This window comes from Idiomarina sp. D18 (assembly GCF_057748155.1).
This window is the reverse complement of record NZ_CM173240.1, coordinates 1,165,545-1,184,090: the sequence shown is the minus strand read 5'-3', so window position 1 is coordinate 1,184,090 and position 18,546 is coordinate 1,165,545. Positions and strand designations below refer to the sequence as shown.

Here is an 18,546-nt window from a genome sequence, read left to right as displayed (position 1 = left end):
CTGCACGATCGCATTGACACAATAAGTTCAGCATTCTGTCATTTATCCGCATCTGAACTTGATAAAGCCAGTCTCTCACTGAGAATTAGCAGAAAGTAGGTAAGTGCCCATGAAAAAGCGGGATCCGTTAATCGCACATAGCGGACTTTGAGATAGGGTTTCTCTCGACTCCAGGTAAACTATTCTTTTTTAATGATAAAAAACTGATAGGCAAATTCTGCCAAATAGCTTTTGTAGATAGCAATTTCAGCCGCTATATCAGTAAATGCTTCTGACTTTGGTCGTTCCGGCATTAACTCAGCAAGTCGCTGCTCCAGCGATTCATAATAGTCATGCCAACCCTTATCATCGAGAATAAACGTATCGACGAGTTCATATCCTGCCTTTTCAATTTGTGACTTACGCGTGGCAATTGTTTGCATGTCCGGATACTCGGCGGCCCAAAACTCAGTAGCAGCTTCACTGCGCTTGTCGGCAAGCCAAACTAAGTCATTAAATACCATGAACCCACCGAGCTTTAACAGACGCTTCCAGGATGCCAACGCTTTCTCAACTCCCATCACGTAAATCGATGTTTCACACCAAATCGCGTCGAAAGACTCATCGGGTAGTGCGATATCGGTCATGCTCATATTAAGTAACGACACTTGGTGCTTTAACCCGTTGACGCTTAACTGTTCAGTTAACCTGTCTAATGCCGATGGTTCATTATCAATTGCCGTGATTTGAGCATCTATTGCTTTCGCTAGCACTAATGTGGCAGCTCCTTTCCCGCAACCAATCTCTAGTAAATTATGTGGTTTGTTGGGTAGCATCTTAAGAGCATGCAACGTATCTTCATCAGTACCTGGCCCCCAACGCTCTAACCCGTCAAATACTTCAAAAAAATCTTGCATATATTGTTCGTGTGCATTCATATCTTTAGACAACCATTTGAGTCTGAGCGCCTCTTTTTCAGAGTAGCCCTGTGTTTGTAACCATTTTAAGTGGGCATCTGGCGCAATTCTCATTAACGACTGATGCCACGATTTTGAGCTGCTCTTTCCCAACAGAGCTGCCAATAAACTTTTTGCTTGTTGCTTTTGCTCGATGTCATCACTAAGCCGCTGGTAACGCTTCTCCAGCACGCAAGGGTCAAGTTTTTTATCGACGAACGCTTTGCATTCCTGCAAACTTAGTCCACCCGCCTGCAGGTTTTGAATAAGGCAAATGCGTTGAGCGTCTTCGTCGCTATAGACACGGTATCCATTTCGCTGACGCTTTCCCTTTATCAGACCGAGTTTTTCGTAATATAGAAGCGCTGAGCGAGAGAGCCCCACTATCTCGCCAAGCTCTGAAATGTGATACATAAAGCAACCAAAATGTAAGCTAGACGTTTGACTTTAAACTATGAAGCAGTAGATAGGTCAAGTGAAAGAACATGTGTATTGCATTAAAGAGCAATTGAAAAAAACTTGCGTGCTTTGATGATACTGCCCGCTATGAGCGAGGAGCCGACATTGGATTTTCTAAACTTGTAAGGTAATCTAACGTGCATGGAAGCTAATTTTGTACAGCCAGTATATTAAGCTGTTAGGTAAAACCTGGTTCTGTGCGGTGAACATTACAAGTTGGAATTGGATGTCATGAAAGAACTGCCGTTATTTGATGACGTGGCTAAAACACAAGCACAGCATCCTGTCTACAAAATGATTCGCAACGGTGAATATGAAGCAGAAAGAAAAGTTCTGCTCGATTGGTCCAAGGGCTTCGAGGACCGAGATGGCAAGTTTTGTCACGAATTTCAGACTAGCTTCGAACCCTGTCTATGGGAGCTATACCTTTATGCATTTCTTAAAGAAATTAACGCGAAAAACGATTTTGGGTTCGATGCTCCGGATTTCGTAGTGAGTGCTCGGGAAGAATTTTGTATAGAGGCAACCATATCTGCGCCGGCGCAGGGGGAATCACCAGCTTATGAATACGCAATGGATGCATTGCCTGACGACTTCAATCACTTCAATCAACAGGCAACCATAAGATTTTGCAACAGTTTTACATCGAAAGTAAGGAAGCTTAGAGAACGATATTCAAAGTTGCCACAATCCCAAAACAAGCCATTTGTAATAGCTATAGCGTCATTTGATCGTCCGTTTTCTCACATGCCTGCAATGAGGCCTGTAATTGCTGCGCTTTATGGGCTTTATCATGATGAGATGCAAACAATAGAGTCGGGTTCCAACAAGATAGTAAGCTATAACGTTAATAGCGTAGTTAAGAATGAAAATGCAAATATCGAGCTTGGCTACTTTTGCACGCCTGAGTATTCGGATGTTAGTGCAGTGATATTTAGCAGTCTTGCTACATGGGGTAAAGTAAGGGCGCTTGCTGATAACCCGGAGGCCATGACAATCTATAGAACTTATCATCCTAACCCAGGACATGTTCACCCGATAATTAAACTAGCCCAGAAATCTGAGTATAGCGAGCACCTATTGGATGGGTTATGTATATTCCATAATCCATTTGCGGTTTGCCCCTTAGATCCGCAAACTCTTTATCATGAGCGATTGGCACAAGGTTTTGTAAGAGAAGATGGCGAGTTGGACTTTGAGGCACCAGATGACTTTTTGCTACTGAGATCTTTAATGTCTTTAAACATAAAACCTGATTGACGATGTAGGCGTTACTGAATCTCCGCTCCTAACACAAAACTGAAGGTCAGCAATGAGCAAATAACGTACGTTATTTTCCCTGAATACACTCGGTTCTTGAATTATCGTACGTCAAAAGGTGGCTTTCCTTAACTGGAGAGCTTTAGATCAACTCACGCATAGTAATTTTTCATAACAAGTGATGGAGGAGCCAGTTGTTGCTCCTCCGCCACTACACGAGCCGCCTGTGCCGGGCGTTAAGCAAAAATAAACTGAGGTTTCATGATGAATCTAGAAGATCGGCTAGCTGGTTTGATTACTAAATACTTGTTCCATGAATGCAGATCCTGCGATGGCCGGGTTAGACGGGATAGGCAGGTGGAGTTCATCTTGAAAATTATACAAATTAAAGACTTGTCAGAACTGTTTCTAGAGAGTGAGAGAAGCTATTCATGGGAAGAAAATAATTATAATTCAACCCTTAAGTCCATAATTTCCAACCGAAGGCCAGAGGATTTAAGTGGGTTCTACCCCGTTTCTACGGACGGTTTAAAACGTTTGTAAACTTCCTGTCTTGATTCGCTACTCTACGTCGCATTCTTGGATTATGAAACCGCTCGATGTAAAAAAATATATCGGCACGAGCTTCGTCTCTGGTTCGGTATTTCCGGTGGTTCACGCGCTCGCGTTTGAGCATACCGAAAAAGCCTTCACAAGCCGCATTATCGGCACAATGTCCGACAGCACTCATGCTCCCCAATAAGTCGTTGTTTTTTAAGTACCGTTGATAATCGCCGCTGGTAAATTGCGTTCCACGATCCGAATGCAGTATTGCCTGTGTCGCCTCAGGACGTTGCCAGACTGCCATCTCCACCGCTCGCAGAACCATTTTTCTATCCTGCCGGTGGTGCATTGACCAGCCGACAACGACATGGTTAAACAGATCCAGCACAACACACAGATAAAGTTTTCCTTCGTCCGTTTTCACTTCGGTTATGTCAGTTACCCACTTGGTATTCGGCTCAAGGGCTTTGAAGTCTCGTCCCAGGTGGTTTTTAATACCATCCGGGCGCTGAGATGGTGTTTTGCGACCACGCCCTTTTTTGCGCGGCCAACCTTGTAACCCATGCAATGCCATTAATCGCGCAACGCGATTAAGACTGACCGTTTCCTTTTCTTCTTTAAGATCTTCATGCATGCGCGGCGCACCAATAATACCGCCGCTATCTTCATGGATCTCTTTAATACGCGTCAGCAATCGTTCATTATCAACGGCACGACGCGACGGTTGGCGATTTACCCAGTCATAATAGCCGCTGGCTGAGACTTTCATACAACGGCACATTAAGCGTATCGGAAACTGTTCGCGACAACGTTCGATCGCCTGATATCTCAGGACGACTCTTTTGCGAAGAACGTTGCCGCTTCGCGCAAAAAATCACGCTCCTTTTTTATCCGGGCCAACTCGCGCTTAAGCCGAGCAACCTCTTCGTCGCGTGGCGTGCCTGAGCCTTTGTGAGCACTACCAGGAGCCTCTTCTAACTCGCGTTTCCATCGGGACAGCATATTTGGGTTAACACCAATTTCCAGTGCAACCTGTCGACAACTGACTCCGGGCTGTCGAGTCTGCTCAACGGCTTCTCGTTTAAATTCAGTACTGTATTTTCTTCGTTTGGTCATGAACACTCCTTATGGGCACATTATGCCTCTTTATGGATGTGTCCGTAAAATCTGGGTAGAACCCAGTCGACTAAATTCAAGCATTACCAGACACAGTATTTTAAGGTCAGTGTTGATAAATACACTCGAGAGAAATGAAGAAGAGGCAGAAGAGAGAAAGTCAGCATTTGAAACTCAAAAACTGAGAAAAAGGATTATCGACCTAGAGGCTCAAATAGAATTTGGAAAACCATCAGAAAAAGTGGGATTTCTAGATCGAATAACATCAAGGGTGAATATCCCATATCTCATAGTCCTCTTATTGTCGGTTACTCTAATAGCTGGGTTGTCACTAATAGGTTTAACTACCACTATGACGGTTAACGTTGATTTTAGTATTGGTGAAATAATCGGAGGCCTTCTTGTTGGTGCAGGAGTTGCTGCAGCGGGTATTTCCTATGCTACTAACAACGAGCCTAGAAATTCAAATGAAGTAGAGTAACAACAAGAATTGCCGCCTCGCTCTGGTTTTCGTGACTGTGTTGGCGGCGCTAACGTCCGCTCCTGACACAAATCAGACCAAACCATACTTATCGATAATTCACCCCCCCCCAATCACTTGCGACAACAGCGACGCCCGTGGGATATTAACGAAACGCTTAAATGTAATATCCAACGACATACAGGAATACCATGACCCAAAACACGGAGTTAGATCTCGACTTAGGAAAGCGGCATATCGTTATTCAACGCCGGTATGAAGCATTAGGCGCGCTAAACGACTTGCTCATCGCAGTCTGGTTTTTAATCGGTAGCTTCTTCTTTTTAAACGAGTCGTTAGTGGATAGTGGGACGTGGTTGTTTATCGTAGGCAGCGCTCAGTTGATCATTAAGCCGTTCATCAAACTAACCAGTTTAATTCACTCGGGTAGGGTGTTTAATAAGCAGCAACAGGGGCGTTAAGCCCCAACTTTTAATCTGCAGTTCCCCTCAGGAGTATGCCTTTTCGTCAGGCATAGTAGCTCAAGTATTATTTGAGACTTCTAAATCAGCTTATAAAGCTTGCCTCGTTGACACAATAATTTCAGCATTCTGTCATTTATCCGCACCTGAATTGTCATTAAAGCCACCTATCTTTTGCGCAGACTTTTCAAACGGATGATTGGATATGAAATACACTTTTACACGCAACGTGATTACGCGCGCATTGGTTTTGGCGTTACCCGTTTTGGCTTCGTTGCCGGCGCTGAGTTATGCCCAAGATGAACAACAAGACAATGCCCAAGATAAACTCGAACGAATTGAAGTGACTGCGCAAAAACGCACGCAATCGATAGTGGATGTGCCTGCGAGCATTTCAGCGTTTGATGGCAAGCGTTTAGAAGAGCTTGGATTGAGCGAGTTGGATATGATTTCGGATCTGACGCCGGGCCTGGTGATTCAGGAGCAAAGTCCTAACAACCCGGGCTTTGTGATCCGTGGGATTACGTCCGATAGCGGCTCGTCACAAATTTCTCCGCGTGTTTCGATTTACTACAACGGTGTCGATGTGTCGCGTTCACGTGGCTCTTATTTTGAGCTATTTGATATTGAGCGTGTAGAGGTGGTTAAAGGGCCTCAGGCGACTCTATTTGGTACTGCAGCAGCAGTGGGTGCTATTAGCGTGATTACTCGCAAGCCAGATGATTTTGATAATGCCGAGTTGGCATTGGGAGCGGGCAACTTGTCGCAGCGTCGTGCGGAGGGTTTTATTAACTTGGCGTGCGATGATCTGAAAGGGCGCTTAGCATTCAGTTATCGTGAGCGAGATGGCTACATTGATAACATCGCGCCTGAGCAAGATGATATGAATGGTATTGAACGTACGGGTGCGCGTCTGTCGTTACGCTATACACCGAACGAGGCGGTTACTGCCGACTTTATCTATAGCTACGAAAAGAATGATGACACGGGGACTGCGTTTAAAAACGGCATATACGCACCAACCGGTGGTGATACCAGCCCTTATAGTTTTGTTGAAATGACGGGCTCACCCTACTCGGAAGAAGTACTTGGTGCGCCTAAGTTGGGTCTTGATCGCACCATTGATGACTTCAACTTAACGGTTGACTGGCGTCTAAATGATACCACCACTTTGACATCGGTCACCGGTTATCGTGAATTTGATTCGTTAGAGATTTTTGATGCGGATGGCACCCAGGCGTGGTTCTTGGAGTTTGCTGAAGATGCGCAAGGCGAGCAGTGGAGCCAAGAATTACGCTTTAGCCATACATTGGATAACGCGTTTATTCTTTGGGGCGCTAACTATTTCAGCGAAGAAGGCTCTCAACGTGTGCCATTTAGCACCGAGGAATCAATCTACTTTAACTGTGTGGGTGCGTTAGGTACTGGATTGCCGTGTATTAACGAAGACGGCAGCGTCAATTTGCTTACGCCTGTATTAACGGGTGGAGCACTCAATGAAATTGCGTACCAAGGCAGCTACACCAATACGGGTGATAACCGTTCTTGGTCGGCTTTCTTTGATATAACTTATGATATCAGCGACGAACTCACTGTTTCAGGTGGTCTGCGATATATTGACGAGTCACGCGAAAGCGGCTTTGCGGCCATCATGCCTAATAGCCAATTACTGACTTTATTGGGACAGCCTACGCAACCCTTGCTACCGACTGTTTCTACGGGAGGCGCGGTATTGAGTGACTCCGGTGATGACAGTGCATTACTCCCGCGATTCAATGTGTTGTACGCGATCAATGAGGATACCAATTGGTTCGCGACCCTATCTAAAGGCCAACGTTCGTTTGTCGTGGATGTAAGTTCAACACTTAACGAGCAGGGCGAGGTGGTTGCCGATTCGTCCGAGATCCCCGCTGAGACGATTTGGAACTACGAGACGGGTATCAAAGGTAACTGGGCTGATGCAGTTAATTACAGCGCTTCGATCTTTTATCAGGACTATTCAGATTTTCAGGTGACGTTGCAAGATGATGCCGGTAACTTTTATACCGATAATGCAGGTGATGCGACTAACTGGGGTGTTGAAACTGAATTTACCGCGTACCTCTCTAATCAGCTCGAGCTCTTTGGTCATGTCGCCTATTTGGATGCGCAGATTGATGACGATGCGAATAACGGACAGTTAGCGGGCAACCGATTTAGATTACAACCCGAGTGGACATCCAGCTTAGGTCTGATGAACGATATGATGGTCAGTGATGGTTTGATGTTGCGTAGCTCTTTAGTTGCGACTTACCGCTCTGAGATTTTCTTTGAGCCTGCGAACGCGCCGATTGCTGGTATTCCAATTAAGGAAGACGCCGTCACGTTGTTAAATGGCAGCGTCGGTTTGTATGACGAGCAGGCGGGCTGGAGCTTAGTGTTGAAGGGTAGTAATTTACTCGATAAGGACTACCTTGTTGATGCTGGCAACACGGGCGGAAGCTTTGGTAACCCGACGTTTATTGCCGGACCCAGCCGCTTAGTTTACCTCGAGTTTCGTCAGCGCTTCGAATGGTAAGCATGACAAACAAAAAAGCCGGTACGTGTATGGAAGCGCGTACCGGCTTTTTTTGAGCTGTGTGACTAACCGCGGAATTGTGCTCGGTGTGTCCCGCTCAGCTGATAATCTTTTGATTTGATGGTATCAACGAATCGCCACTCGTTATCAATGGCATCTTTACTGATCTGGGTGACCATGTAACCACGTTCGTGCAAGTTGGTGTATTGCAGATCTTTGATAACAGTCGGTAATGCCTGCGCTAGTTTTTTTGCGGTGGCATCATCAAGGCCGAGATAGGTTTCCATTCCGGGCGATGACACTGAACTGGTACCAAACTCCACACCGACCTGCTCACCCGTATGCGTGGTGAGATGGTTGTGCCAGGCATTATGCGTATCGCCGGCTAAGACGACGATCTTTTTGCCCATTTGTTTTACCTGCTGAAACAAAACTTCACGCTCCATTGCATAGCCATCCCATGCATCGAGGTTATATGGCGTGACGGTATCAATGTAGCGTTGCTGTTGCTCAGTGAGTAGGTGGCCGTTGGCACGCGCTTGCTTGAGCTGGGCGGCATTGAGCAGTTTATTGGCGATGGTGGAGCGATCTTTAGAGCCAATAATGGCGGCAGGGAAGTTCATGCGAGCCATCAACAGTTGCTGCCCGAGGATCTGCCAACGCGCATTTGACTGAGCCAATTGATTGACCAACCATTGCAGTTGTTTTTTACCTAAGATACTGCGATCGCTTTGCATGGCCGCCTGAAAACCTTGGTTATCAAACTCGCCGGTACTGGCATCGGTAAAATCAGCGTACGCTAATTGTTTATCGCGACCAATAATGCGGGTGTCTAACATGATCAGGTTGGCGAGGTCACCGAGCTCAAACGAACGGTAAATTTGTAGGCTAGCATCACCTTGTGGCGGGCGAATCGGCATCCACTCATAATAGGCTTGAATGGCTGCGGCACGGCGTTGGTAAAAATCACCCTCAGTGTCGGGTTGATGATTTTGTGCACCGTCTTTGTATGTATCGTTGGCGATCTCGTGATCATCCCACACCACAATAAAGGATTTGGTGGCATGCAACGCCTTTAATCCTTCGTCTGTTCGGTAAAGCGCGTAACGTCGGCGATAATCATCAAGCGAGACGATCTCTTTGTTGTTGTTATCCGGGAAGGTGCGACCAATGCGTTCGGCATCGTCGTAGCCATAACCACCGGCGCCGTATTCATAGATGTAGTCGCCTAAATGCAACACAAAATCGATAGTGTCATCTTGGCTTGCGTGATGGTAGGGGTTAAAGAAACCCGCCGGATAGTTCGAACAAGAAAATACCCCTAAACGAATAGCGTCAATGCCTTGTTGAGGTAACGTGGCACCTTCGCCAGTGGGTGAGTATTGGTCATGCCCAACAAAGCGATAATAAAGCGACATGCCAGCGGGTAACTGTTGCACATCCACTTTAACGGTATAGTCGCGGCGAGCAGAGGTCGTTGCGGTACCACTGCGAATAATGTCGCTAAAACTCGGATCACGCGCCACTTCCCAACCTAGGGTAATAACGGGCTTAGCGTTATTTTTAGGTACTGCACGGGTCCATAGCATCAGCGCGTTTGTAGTCGGGTCACCACTCGCCACACCGTGAGTGAAGTCAACGGTGTCCGCGTTATCGGCACGCACCAGCGATGAACAGCCACCTAAAGCGGTGGATACGGTTACGGCGGCTCCTGCCGAGGCGACTACTTTCAAAAAATGTCGACGGTTGATATCAAGCATTGCAAAGGCTCCCTTTTTTCTGCGTGATAGCAGATTAGCGAGCCAGTGTGACAATGCGGTGACAGATTAACGACGCGTAACTATTATTAAAAGGACGCCGCACAAGCGAATACTACGGATACTCACTTAGGCGTTATGCTCGCTTTTTGCTGTGTTTTGCTTTATCACTGACAAACCCTGCTACAAGGATAAGCAGGACACCGGCTGCGATCACATACCAGCCCCATTGCAGCTCAATGGTATTGAGGATCGTATCAATTGAGCCCTCGAACTCGTAGTTAACCGATTCGGTTCTAATGCTTGCTTTCATATCGCGTACTTGTAGGTACATATCGATAAAACTGTAGCCTGCAAACACTAAGCTCATAGCACCTGTTGCTACAAGTCCCTTGCTGTTCCGTGCAAAGGCAAAGTACATGGCAAACACCGAGGCTGAGAGGACGATAATGCGATCAAACCGACCGTTTTGAAAATACGTAATATCGTCGATAGTTGGCATGCTGAATACAGGTAAAAACATACCCACAAACAAAAGTGCCGCACCGAGCATACCCATTATTCGTTTGTCCACGACTCAAATCCTTGTGTTAACTCTTGACTATAAAGCGGAAAAGTTTAAAAAGACTAACACAAAGAGGCGCTTTGATCTCGCAAACATCAATGCGTGCGCCGCAGCGCACGCTTTACGTATCATGCGGCGCGTGCTTGATGGGTCATTTTAACGAGTTGCTGGCGCACTTGTTGGCCATTAGTCGCAATCGCTTCAAACGGTATGAAAAAGGAGCGCTCATCGTAGCTGAGGTGAAAGCCGTCTGGGTAAACACTGCGCATAGTGACACTGCCCGCTTCGAACGTTGTGTCTTTCTCATGAGCGTGTTGGTTTAACTGTTGTTGCAAGATAAGTGCACAGGCATCGGCATGATCCTCATTCATGTGTGTGATCATGCCAAGTGCCGCTTTATGATCCCACTCGGGCGCGGATACTAACCACTCGTTCGGCTCCAGCCAAAATATCTCACCAAAGCCGCCAATAAAGCGAATATGCTCTACGTTGAGCTGCCAAAATTTAAAATCATGTGCTTTTTTGTAGCCTTCGGCACTTGGAAAGCGTTGGTAGTAGCGTTCGGCCAAGTCATTGTTGTCAATCACTTGGGCATGACCACTGAGCGTGAGTCGCCCTTGGGTATTTTGATCACCTTTATCGGTACTATCGTACAGCGTGACGCTCAAGCGATTGTCTTGATTAAGGTTGCGCGCATGTTGGGCAATATCAGAGACATAAAACACGATATGCCCCTCATCGGTCAGCATCACCGGCGATACGGAACCAAACGGCATGCCACCGAGTTTCTTTGATAAAGTCGACAAGACAGCGGTGCTATTGCGTTGTGCAAGCGCCCGTGCTTGTTGAGCGGCTTGTTGACGTTCGTTCATTTTTAACCTCTTAAAGTTCGTTGTTATAGGTGTCTGGGTTCGGTAAAAATCATGGGCTTGCGAATGCTCGGGTGCTCACTGATGTAGACCGGACTGCGATAGGTTTGTTCAAGTATTTCGGTGCGGAACACCGCCTCGGGTTTGGCAAAATGCTTAAGTTCGCCGTCGGCGAGCAGCAAAATGTTGTCCGCATAGAGCGAAGCTAGGTTAAGGTCATGCATCACTGCGACAACTAAATTACCTTGCTGAGTAAAACGACGCAGTTCTGCAAGCACGGAATGTTGGTGATAGACATCAAGCGCAGAAGTCGGCTCATCGAGCAGCAGCATTTGCTCACCGGGCACAGTGACGTCGAGCTGACACAAGCAACGCGCGATATGTGCTCGTTGCTGCTCACCGCCAGACAAGGTATCCATGGTGCGCTCGGCAAACTTTGCTGCATCCAGCCGTTCGAGCCAGTTCAGTGCGCGTTGGTGTGCTGCATAATCAGGCTCATGAGACCAAAATCGCCCCATGCCGACAAGCTCTGCGACGGTGAGACCAAACGGCGCACTGAGTTTTTGCTCCATCACCGCGCGAACGGGTGCTAATTGGGCCGGTATCCAGCTTGTGAGTTCGCGGCCGTTGAGCTGAATACTGCCGTGGTAATCGAGTTCGCCTGCCAACGTATTGAGTAGGGTGGATTTACCTGCGCCATTTTCACCAATCACAGCAACAAATTCGCCTGCTTCAAGGGATAGGTCGAACGCGCCCAAGAGCCGTTTGTGACCGTAGTTAACATGAGTGATATTAATATCCAGCATGAAGTCTCCGTTTTTGTTGGATGAGCAGATAGATGAAGAAAGGAGCGCCCACTGCGGCGGTGATTATCCCGATGGGTAATTCAGCTGGCGCAACGATGGTTTTAGCGATCCAGTCGGTGAGTACCAAAACTGCGGCACCAAACAACATGGATACAGGCATCAGCCAACGAATATTAGCGCCCACCAGCATGCGAGCGATGTGCGGTATAATTAAACCGACAAAGCCGATCATACCGGTAAGTGCTACTGCGCCGCCCACGCCTAATGCCACCCAAATAATCAATTGCCGCTTAAGTGACACGGTGTTTACTCCTAAGTAACGTGCTTGGCGCTCACCTAACAGCAGGGTATTAATGGGCTTGCGCAACATAAATAGTGCGATTGAGCTAACACCCATGAGCACCACGCCTAAGGGCAACTGCTGCCAACTGGCACCCGCGAGTGAACCCATTTGCCAAAAGCTCATGAGTCGCAGTGCATCGTCATCAGCGTAATAACTTAATAAGCCGAGTAAGGAGCCGGCTAGCGCGTTAATTGCCACACCGGCAAGTAGCAAGGTGGCGACATCGACGCCTGTTTTACCGCCTGCCAAGCGATAGACAACAAAGGTGGTGAGTAGGGCGCCCAGAAAGGCGGCCAAAGAGACCCAAACACTGCCTTGTAAACCGATTTGTTCACCCAATGCGATCACTGCGAGGGCAAATACTGCGGCGCCGCCAGAGATACCGATGAGGCCCGGATCAGCCAGTGGATTGCGACACAAGGTCTGCATGGCTGTGCCGCTTTGCGCCAATACCGCGCCCACCAAGAGCCCCAAAACCAAACGCGGTAAACGCAATTGTGTGACGACAGTTAGTTCGAGTTCACTCATGGGCGTACCGAAGCCGGGCAACCACATCAGCGGTAGCCGCCAATCACTTAGCACAGGGCCGCTCGATAACAGCAGCCAGCTACTTGCCAGGATCCCGAGGGTACCGGCAATTAACCAACGGCGTCGCTCAAAGGTCATCGACATACGCTAAAAGCGCCTCATGTGCTTCGGCAATGCGCGTGGTCATCCCCAGTGCGAGTAACGAGTCCATCACCAATAGCTGGCAGGATTGCCCCGCGTTTAATAACTGTAAGGTTGCGTTTTGGCAGAATTGCTCGCGTCCCCCAGCGGCATCGACGACGTGCGAGGGGGCGACGATAAAGTCAGGTTGGTTTACCAATAAATGCTCCCGCGATACGGTTTTGAAGCCTTTATGGTCTACCACATTGGTAATGTCCGACTGGCTGAATAGTAAATCGGGTACGCTGTCGCGACCCGCCGCGACAACACCGCGTTCAGATACTTGCAAGACAAAAAGGCCACTGAGTGGTTGCACACGCGAAACGGGATGAAATTTGTCTTTAATGCCGTTAATTACGGGCTCAGCGCGCTCCGGTGTACCGAGTTGGTCGGCGACTTGATGAATAAGTGTATACAGTTCAGATAGCGTTGTGGGTTTGCTGAATTCGCTAACAGGTACACCGGCCGTTTCGATTTGCGCTAATGCGCGTTCACTGCCGGCACCTTCGAGTACCCATACTTGTTTCGGATTAAAGCTGAGCACGCCCTCTGCGGACAGGTTGCGGTAATAACCAACTTTAGGGAGCTTATGCACAGCACTGGGTGAGGTGCTTGAGGTATCCACGCCAATCACTTTGTCGCCGCCCCCGACAGCAAATACGATATCGGTTAACGTGCCACCTGCGGTAATAAGTCCGCCTTGAGGTGAGGTTTGCGCGTGAGTGAGCAAGGGCAGGGCTGCTGCCAATATAAGCAACGAGTGTTTCAATATTCTGTAAAGCCGCGTCATAGGAGCCTCTTATCGTTCTGATTTGCGATTGCGTAAAATAAAATAGTAAGTTTTAGTTGCAAATGCAAATAGTTTTCGTTTAGATCTAATGCGTTTTCACGATGCCTGTTTTGTCATTCAAAGAAATTGGAGAAGCTTGTGAACGTTTGGATTAAGAAAACTGACTTTTTTAAACCTTCGCTATTGGCGGCTGCCATCGCGGCAACTATGACCAGCGGTGTGTATGCCGCAGAAGTGAATTTGCCTGCAGCCGACCAGAGCGTTGATGAGATTTTAGTGGTCACAGGTTCGCGTACCGAAGAAAAGCTCGAAGACGTCGCCGGTGCAGTGAGTGTTATTTCGGCAGACGATATTGATGTGCAAGTGAGTAATGGTCTCGCGGATGTGTTCCGCTATGATCCGAGTATTCAGTCGACGGGAACCCAAGGGCAGGCACAAACCTTATCGATTCGAGGAATCGGTGGTAATCGGGTGGTGTACATTAAAGACGGTCGTCGACTTAACGATGCCTACGCAGGCGGAGGCGGTTATTTAGTGGGGCGCGGTTACTTAGATGTTGCGCAGGTACAGCAAATTGAAGTGGCGAAAGCGGCCGCATCACCGCTCTATGGCTCTGACGGTTTAGGTGGCGTGATTGTAATATCAACGCCCGATCCGAGTGATTTGTTAAACGGCAATGACAGTGCAGCGGGCTTGAGTTTTGGCTTTGATGGTCTCACTGATGAGACAAAGCTCGGTTTTAGCGGAGCTCGGCAGTTCGATGGCTCTAGTGCGATGATTCAGGTGTCCGCGCGACAAGGCGAGGAGACACAGAACTATGAGGAATCTTTGCCCGGTTATGATTACGACAGCCAGAGTGTGTTAGCTAAATGGGCGCTTGATATCGGTGATGATGAACTGAGGTTTACGTTGGACCACTTTCAGCAAAACACTCAACAGTTTATTGCGGAAACTAATCAAACCGACGACGACAATCGTCAAACGGCGCTTTCGGTGGACTATCAGCGTAATCAGCCCAACACATTTGCTGACTCGCAGCATTGGCAGCTGTATTTGACGGATTATGAGCAAGGCAGCGACCAGGTCAGCGCGGGAGCGAGCCAAGCGGGCGCGTATACCGATTACAATGACTATGGTTTTGAACAACGGATCATGGGTGTGCGTTGGCAGGCACAAAAGCAACTTGATGCCGCCTCAACACGTCACGATCTCGTGTATGGCTTTGATGCTGATTACTACGACACCGAGCGACCGCGATTCAAGACACGTATCGCGAGCGATGGCACAGTAATGCAAGATAATGAGCCGCAGAAAGCCTTCCCCGGCGCCGAAACATGGCTTACAGGTGTGTTTTTGCAGGATAACATCACGTTTAAAGAGACCGCCTTTAAACTGATTGTTGGTGCGCGAGTTGACCACTATGAGATGAGCCCAAATGAGAACACGCTGTACGATATGTCTGAGCTTGCAGATATCAACGAGACGGCATTTTCACCTAAAGTAGCGGGTGTGTATACCTTTGAGTCGGGCATACGCGGCTATCTGCAATACGCCGAGGGCTTTAAGATCCCACCGCATGACCAAGCCTATCAGAGCCATGGTATTGAGCCGTTTTATGCTATCTTGCCTAACCCCGACTTACAGCCAGAAAGCAGTCGCGCCGTAGAAGCGGGATTAAAGTTCAGTAATGACACCACGCGATGGAACCTAGCCGCGTTTTACAGTCGCTTTGATGATTTTATCGAGACTGCGGTTGTCGGCACGAGCCCCACTTATATTCCAGGCGTTGATCGGGTTGAATATCAGTATGTGAATCAAGATGAGGTGACGATAAAGGGAGCTGAAGTGAGTGTGACGCATTGGCTCACTGACTTCGTGCGTGTCGATACATCCGCTGCCTACGTAACGGGTGAGAACGATGCGACGGGTGAGGCATTGACCTCGTTATCGCCGCTATCAGGTAATGTCTCCTTTGGTTACTTTGCTGATAACTGGCATATCCGAGGTATTGTTAATGCGGTTGCTGCCATGGATGATGTACCGAGTGCGTCGGCCGAGTCAGGACCTTATATCGAAACGGCAGGCTATACCACTGTGGACGTTTTGGCGGGAATGCGTTTGGGCGATTGGCAGGTGAACTTGGCGGCACTCAATGTAACCGATAAGTATTATGTGCCTTATCAACGTGTCGCAGGACTGTCAGCAGATGCGCCGACCGAGCAGTATAGCCAGCCCGGTCGGTCATTTGCGATACAGGCATCATATCGTTTTTAGTCGTTAAACCAATGTCGCGTGCGGTTAGCAAACCACACCAGTGACAGCATGACAGGTACTTCGACTAACACGCCTACCACGGTGGCGAGTGCAGCGCCCGAGTGCAGGCCGAACAATGAGATGGCAACCGCCACCGCGAGTTCGAAAAAGTTTGAAGTGCCTATCATGCAGGCGGGCGCAGCTACGTTATGCGGCAACTTCATTTTCTTTGCTAAGAAATATGCCACTGCGAAAATACCGTAGGTTTGAATCAGTAGTGGAATCGCTATGAGTACAATCGCCTGCGGTTTTTCGATGATGGTTTCGGATTGAAAACCAAACAATAGGACAACCGTCGCGAGTAGACCCACGATCGACCACGGCTTCATAGTCGCGAGAAAGTTGTTCAGGCGTGTGTGGTCGTTGCCTTTATCCAGTTTCTTGCGCGTTAATGCGCCAACAATGAGTGGTATCAACACATACAGTACGACGCTCAGCAACAAGGTATCCCACGGCACTGTGATATCCGTTACGCCCAAAAGTAAGCCGGCGATAGGTGCGAACGCAAATATCATGATGACGTCGTTGATAGAAACCTGCACTAAGGTGTAGTTAGCGTCACCCTTTGTCAGTTGACTCCAAATGAACACCATCGCTGTACAGGGGGCAACACCCAGTAAAATCATACCGGCGATATACTCGGACGCGGTTTGTGGATCGACCCAATCGGCAAACAGCCCTTTAAAGAACAGCCACCCCAGTAATGCCATGGTAAACGGCTTGATCAGCCAGTTGATGACCAAGGTTAATACCAAGCCTTTTGGTTTTTTACCGACATCTTTAATGGATGAGAAGTCAACTTGTACCATGATCGGGTAAATCATGAGCCAGATGAGCACCGCGATAACTAAGTTAACGTGGGCATACTCAAGCTCTGATACAACGGTAAAAACGCCTGGGACAGCAATACCCAGGGCGATACCTGCGATGATGGCAAGTGCCACCCACACTGATAAATAACGTTCAAATAAACCCATTAATATTCCTATTTTTTAATTAACCAATTCATTTAAAGCTCGTTTTAACTGGCTTTGAGGTAAAGATTGTTCAGCTATCCCTTGCAGTTGGTTTACGCGGTGTTTGATTTCTTCGATACAGTCACGGAAAGCGGCGGCAATCTCTTCTTCGGAGCCTTCAAGCTTTGATGGGTCGGCAAGTCCCCAATGCATTTTAATTGATTGTCCGAACCAAACCGGGCAAGCCTCGCCTGCCGCCGAGTCACAGACGGTAATGACGACGTCGGGTTTGAAGTCTTCGAATTCATCCCAAGACTGGCTTTGCAGCCCTTCGATCGATATGCCGGCTTCGTTCAAATAGCGCAGTGAAAGAGGGTGTACCTCGCCCGCAGGTTGGCTCCCAGCGCTTTTTGCCTGAATATGATCGCTGGCAAAGTGGTTGGTGATCGCTTCGGATAAAATGCTACGGCAGCGATTATGTGTACAGATGTAGAGTATTTTCACAAAAAACCTTTTTAGTCAGCAGCTAGCGCCTTGGGCTTTCGCCTGTTTAAGCTTTTCGAGGGCCGCGGAAAAGTAGTCTAAATTATTGCGTGCAGCCTGCGTAATGATGTCTTTTGCCCACGTGGGTAGGTGAGGGTGCAGTTGGTAATACACCCACTTACCACGGCGTTCACCCAGCACGATATTGCACTTACGAAGTTCAGCGAGGTGGCGCGAGACCTTCGGCTGGTCAAGCTCCAGCGCGTCCATCAGATCGCAGACGCAAGCTTCCTCAAGCGTGCTTACAATCAGCACGGACTTTAAACGGGTATCATCCGATAGACATTTAAAAAGCTGTAATGGGGTCATCGTGTCCATTCCTATTTAATATATATGGTAAATCATATATATGAAAAAACACATGTCAAATGATTTGGGATTGCGGTGGACAGAGGGTATGACAACAATTAATGTAAATAAAAATAACAATCTAAGGTGATCAATGAGATATTTTATTCAAGCGACCCTGGTGTCGATTATGGTTTTTTTGTGCGCTCCAGCCGCGAGTCAAACGTTTAAAGAAGGTGTTCATTACGATGTTATTGACGGTGTCGACCAGGCAAATGACGATGGTCTAGTCGAATTCTATTCTTTGTACTGCTCGTACTGTTATCGCTACGAACCCATTGCAGACGCCATGAAAACAGCTTTTGCCGATCAGTTTAGCAAGGTCCATGTCGCATCAGTTGCACCGAGTCCCGAGGCGGGGAGTACAATGACTCGTGCGTATATTCTTGCGCAAAAAATGGATATTGCAGAGAAAATAAATCGTGTGATGTTTGATTACAATTTTAAAAAGGGTCACTTATTACGAGAACCAGAGGATATTCGTAACGTATTTATTGTGAACGGTATCGACGGTCAGACTTTTGATAAGGGTATCGCGAGCTTCGCGGTAACAGCGCGGTTTAATCAATGGCAACGTATGATAGATAAGCTGGGCGTTAGAGCGACACCGACTTTTGTAGTGAATGGAAAGTACCGAATTAATCCGACCAGCTTACGTGATAGTGATGACCTCACTGCAAGCCTGATAAACTTGGCAGGTTATTTATTAGAGAAGGAATAAATCAAGCGTCGCGCC

Annotated in this window: 16 protein-coding genes and 1 pseudogene; 6 read left to right on the top strand and 11 right to left on the bottom strand. The window is 47.8% G+C overall.

Going from position 1 to position 18,546, the window contains the following annotated elements; all coding sequences use genetic code 11:
- Positions 1–179: 179 nt before the first annotated feature.
- Positions 180–1,349 carry a MerR family transcriptional regulator gene (locus tag AC3AP5_RS05610; RefSeq protein ID WP_487327176.1) on the bottom strand — a complete coding sequence of 390 codons (1,170 nt, stop codon included), beginning with the start codon at positions 1,347–1,349 and terminating at the stop codon, positions 180–182.
- A gap of 276 nt (positions 1,350–1,625) precedes the next feature.
- Between AC3AP5_RS05610 and AC3AP5_RS05605 the strand changes: the two genes are divergently transcribed.
- Complete coding sequence (locus AC3AP5_RS05605) at positions 1,626–2,654, top strand: glycosaminoglycan attachment site (protein ID WP_487327175.1); 1,029 nt, start codon at positions 1,626–1,628, stop codon at positions 2,652–2,654.
- 506 nt (positions 2,655–3,160) lie between these two features.
- Here the strand turns inward: AC3AP5_RS05605 and AC3AP5_RS05600 are convergent.
- Positions 3,161–4,313: pseudogene (locus AC3AP5_RS05600) on the bottom strand (IS3 family transposase).
- A gap of 112 nt (positions 4,314–4,425) precedes the next feature.
- On the opposite strand from AC3AP5_RS05600, the gene AC3AP5_RS05595 reads away from it, so the two are divergent.
- The 3 genes from AC3AP5_RS05595 (at position 4,426) to AC3AP5_RS05585 (ending at position 7,812) form a co-directional block, all read left to right on the top strand.
- A complete protein-coding gene (locus tag AC3AP5_RS05595; protein ID WP_487327174.1) occupies positions 4,426–4,794 on the top strand; it encodes a hypothetical protein in 369 nt (122 codons plus the stop codon).
- Positions 4,795–4,985: 191 nt separating this feature from the next.
- Positions 4,986–5,255, top strand: coding sequence for a YrhK family protein (locus AC3AP5_RS05590; protein ID WP_006955872.1), 270 nt, complete (start codon positions 4,986–4,988; stop codon positions 5,253–5,255).
- Positions 5,256–5,460: 205 nt separating this feature from the next.
- Positions 5,461–7,812, top strand: coding sequence for a TonB-dependent receptor (locus tag AC3AP5_RS05585; protein WP_487327173.1), 2,352 nt, complete (start codon positions 5,461–5,463; stop codon positions 7,810–7,812).
- Between the two features lie 65 nt (positions 7,813–7,877).
- On the opposite strand, the gene AC3AP5_RS05580 is transcribed toward AC3AP5_RS05585, so the two are convergent.
- The 6 genes from AC3AP5_RS05580 to AC3AP5_RS05555 all read right to left on the bottom strand — a co-directional run bounded on the left by AC3AP5_RS05580 (position 7,878) and on the right by AC3AP5_RS05555 (position 13,650).
- On the bottom strand, positions 7,878–9,572 hold the full coding sequence (locus AC3AP5_RS05580; RefSeq protein WP_487327172.1) for an alkaline phosphatase D family protein: 1,695 nt from the start codon (positions 9,570–9,572) through the stop codon (positions 7,878–7,880).
- A gap of 133 nt (positions 9,573–9,705) precedes the next feature.
- Positions 9,706–10,143: a hypothetical protein gene (locus AC3AP5_RS05575; RefSeq protein ID WP_487327171.1), complete on the bottom strand. Its 438-nt coding sequence runs from the start codon at positions 10,141–10,143 to the stop codon at positions 9,706–9,708.
- Positions 10,144–10,262: 119 nt separating this feature from the next.
- The gene (locus tag AC3AP5_RS05570) at positions 10,263–11,006 is read right to left on the bottom strand and encodes a HugZ family pyridoxamine 5'-phosphate oxidase (protein ID WP_487327170.1); all 744 of its coding nucleotides are present in this window, start codon (positions 11,004–11,006) and stop codon (positions 10,263–10,265) included.
- Positions 11,007–11,029: 23 nt separating this feature from the next.
- Positions 11,030–11,809, bottom strand: coding sequence for a heme ABC transporter ATP-binding protein (locus AC3AP5_RS05565; protein ID WP_487327169.1), 780 nt, complete (start codon positions 11,807–11,809; stop codon positions 11,030–11,032).
- Positions 11,796–12,818, bottom strand: coding sequence for a FecCD family ABC transporter permease (locus AC3AP5_RS05560; RefSeq protein WP_487327299.1), 1,023 nt, complete (start codon positions 12,816–12,818; stop codon positions 11,796–11,798). The genes AC3AP5_RS05565 and AC3AP5_RS05560 overlap by 14 nt, the downstream gene beginning before the upstream one ends.
- Positions 12,808–13,650 carry a heme/hemin ABC transporter substrate-binding protein gene (locus AC3AP5_RS05555; RefSeq protein ID WP_487327168.1) on the bottom strand — a complete coding sequence of 281 codons (843 nt, stop codon included), beginning with the start codon at positions 13,648–13,650 and terminating at the stop codon, positions 12,808–12,810. Before AC3AP5_RS05555 ends, AC3AP5_RS05560 begins: the two co-directional genes overlap by 11 nt.
- A gap of 138 nt (positions 13,651–13,788) precedes the next feature.
- Here AC3AP5_RS05555 and AC3AP5_RS05550 point away from each other — a divergent pair, with 138 nt between their 5' ends.
- Positions 13,789–15,924 carry a TonB-dependent hemoglobin/transferrin/lactoferrin family receptor gene (locus tag AC3AP5_RS05550; RefSeq protein ID WP_487327167.1) on the top strand — a complete coding sequence of 712 codons (2,136 nt, stop codon included), beginning with the start codon at positions 13,789–13,791 and terminating at the stop codon, positions 15,922–15,924.
- On the opposite strand, the gene arsB is transcribed toward AC3AP5_RS05550, so the two are convergent.
- The 3 genes from arsB to AC3AP5_RS05535 are packed head-to-tail and all read right to left on the bottom strand — an operon-like array spanning position 15,921 to position 17,771.
- On the bottom strand, positions 15,921–16,940 hold the full coding sequence (arsB, locus tag AC3AP5_RS05545) for an ACR3 family arsenite efflux transporter (RefSeq protein WP_286682228.1): 1,020 nt from the start codon (positions 16,938–16,940) through the stop codon (positions 15,921–15,923). The two genes, AC3AP5_RS05550 and arsB, sit on opposite strands and share 4 nt — an antisense overlap.
- Positions 16,941–16,955: 15 nt before the next feature.
- The gene (locus AC3AP5_RS05540; protein WP_487327166.1) at positions 16,956–17,423 is read right to left on the bottom strand and encodes an arsenate reductase ArsC; all 468 of its coding nucleotides are present in this window, start codon (positions 17,421–17,423) and stop codon (positions 16,956–16,958) included.
- Between the two features lie 15 nt (positions 17,424–17,438).
- Positions 17,439–17,771, bottom strand: coding sequence for a metalloregulator ArsR/SmtB family transcription factor (locus tag AC3AP5_RS05535; RefSeq protein ID WP_286682226.1), 333 nt, complete (start codon positions 17,769–17,771; stop codon positions 17,439–17,441).
- 133 nt (positions 17,772–17,904) lie between these two features.
- Here AC3AP5_RS05535 and AC3AP5_RS05530 point away from each other — a divergent pair, with 133 nt between their 5' ends.
- A complete protein-coding gene (locus AC3AP5_RS05530) occupies positions 17,905–18,531 on the top strand; it encodes a thiol:disulfide interchange protein DsbA/DsbL (protein WP_487327165.1) in 627 nt (208 codons plus the stop codon).
- Positions 18,532–18,546 lie beyond the last annotated feature (15 nt).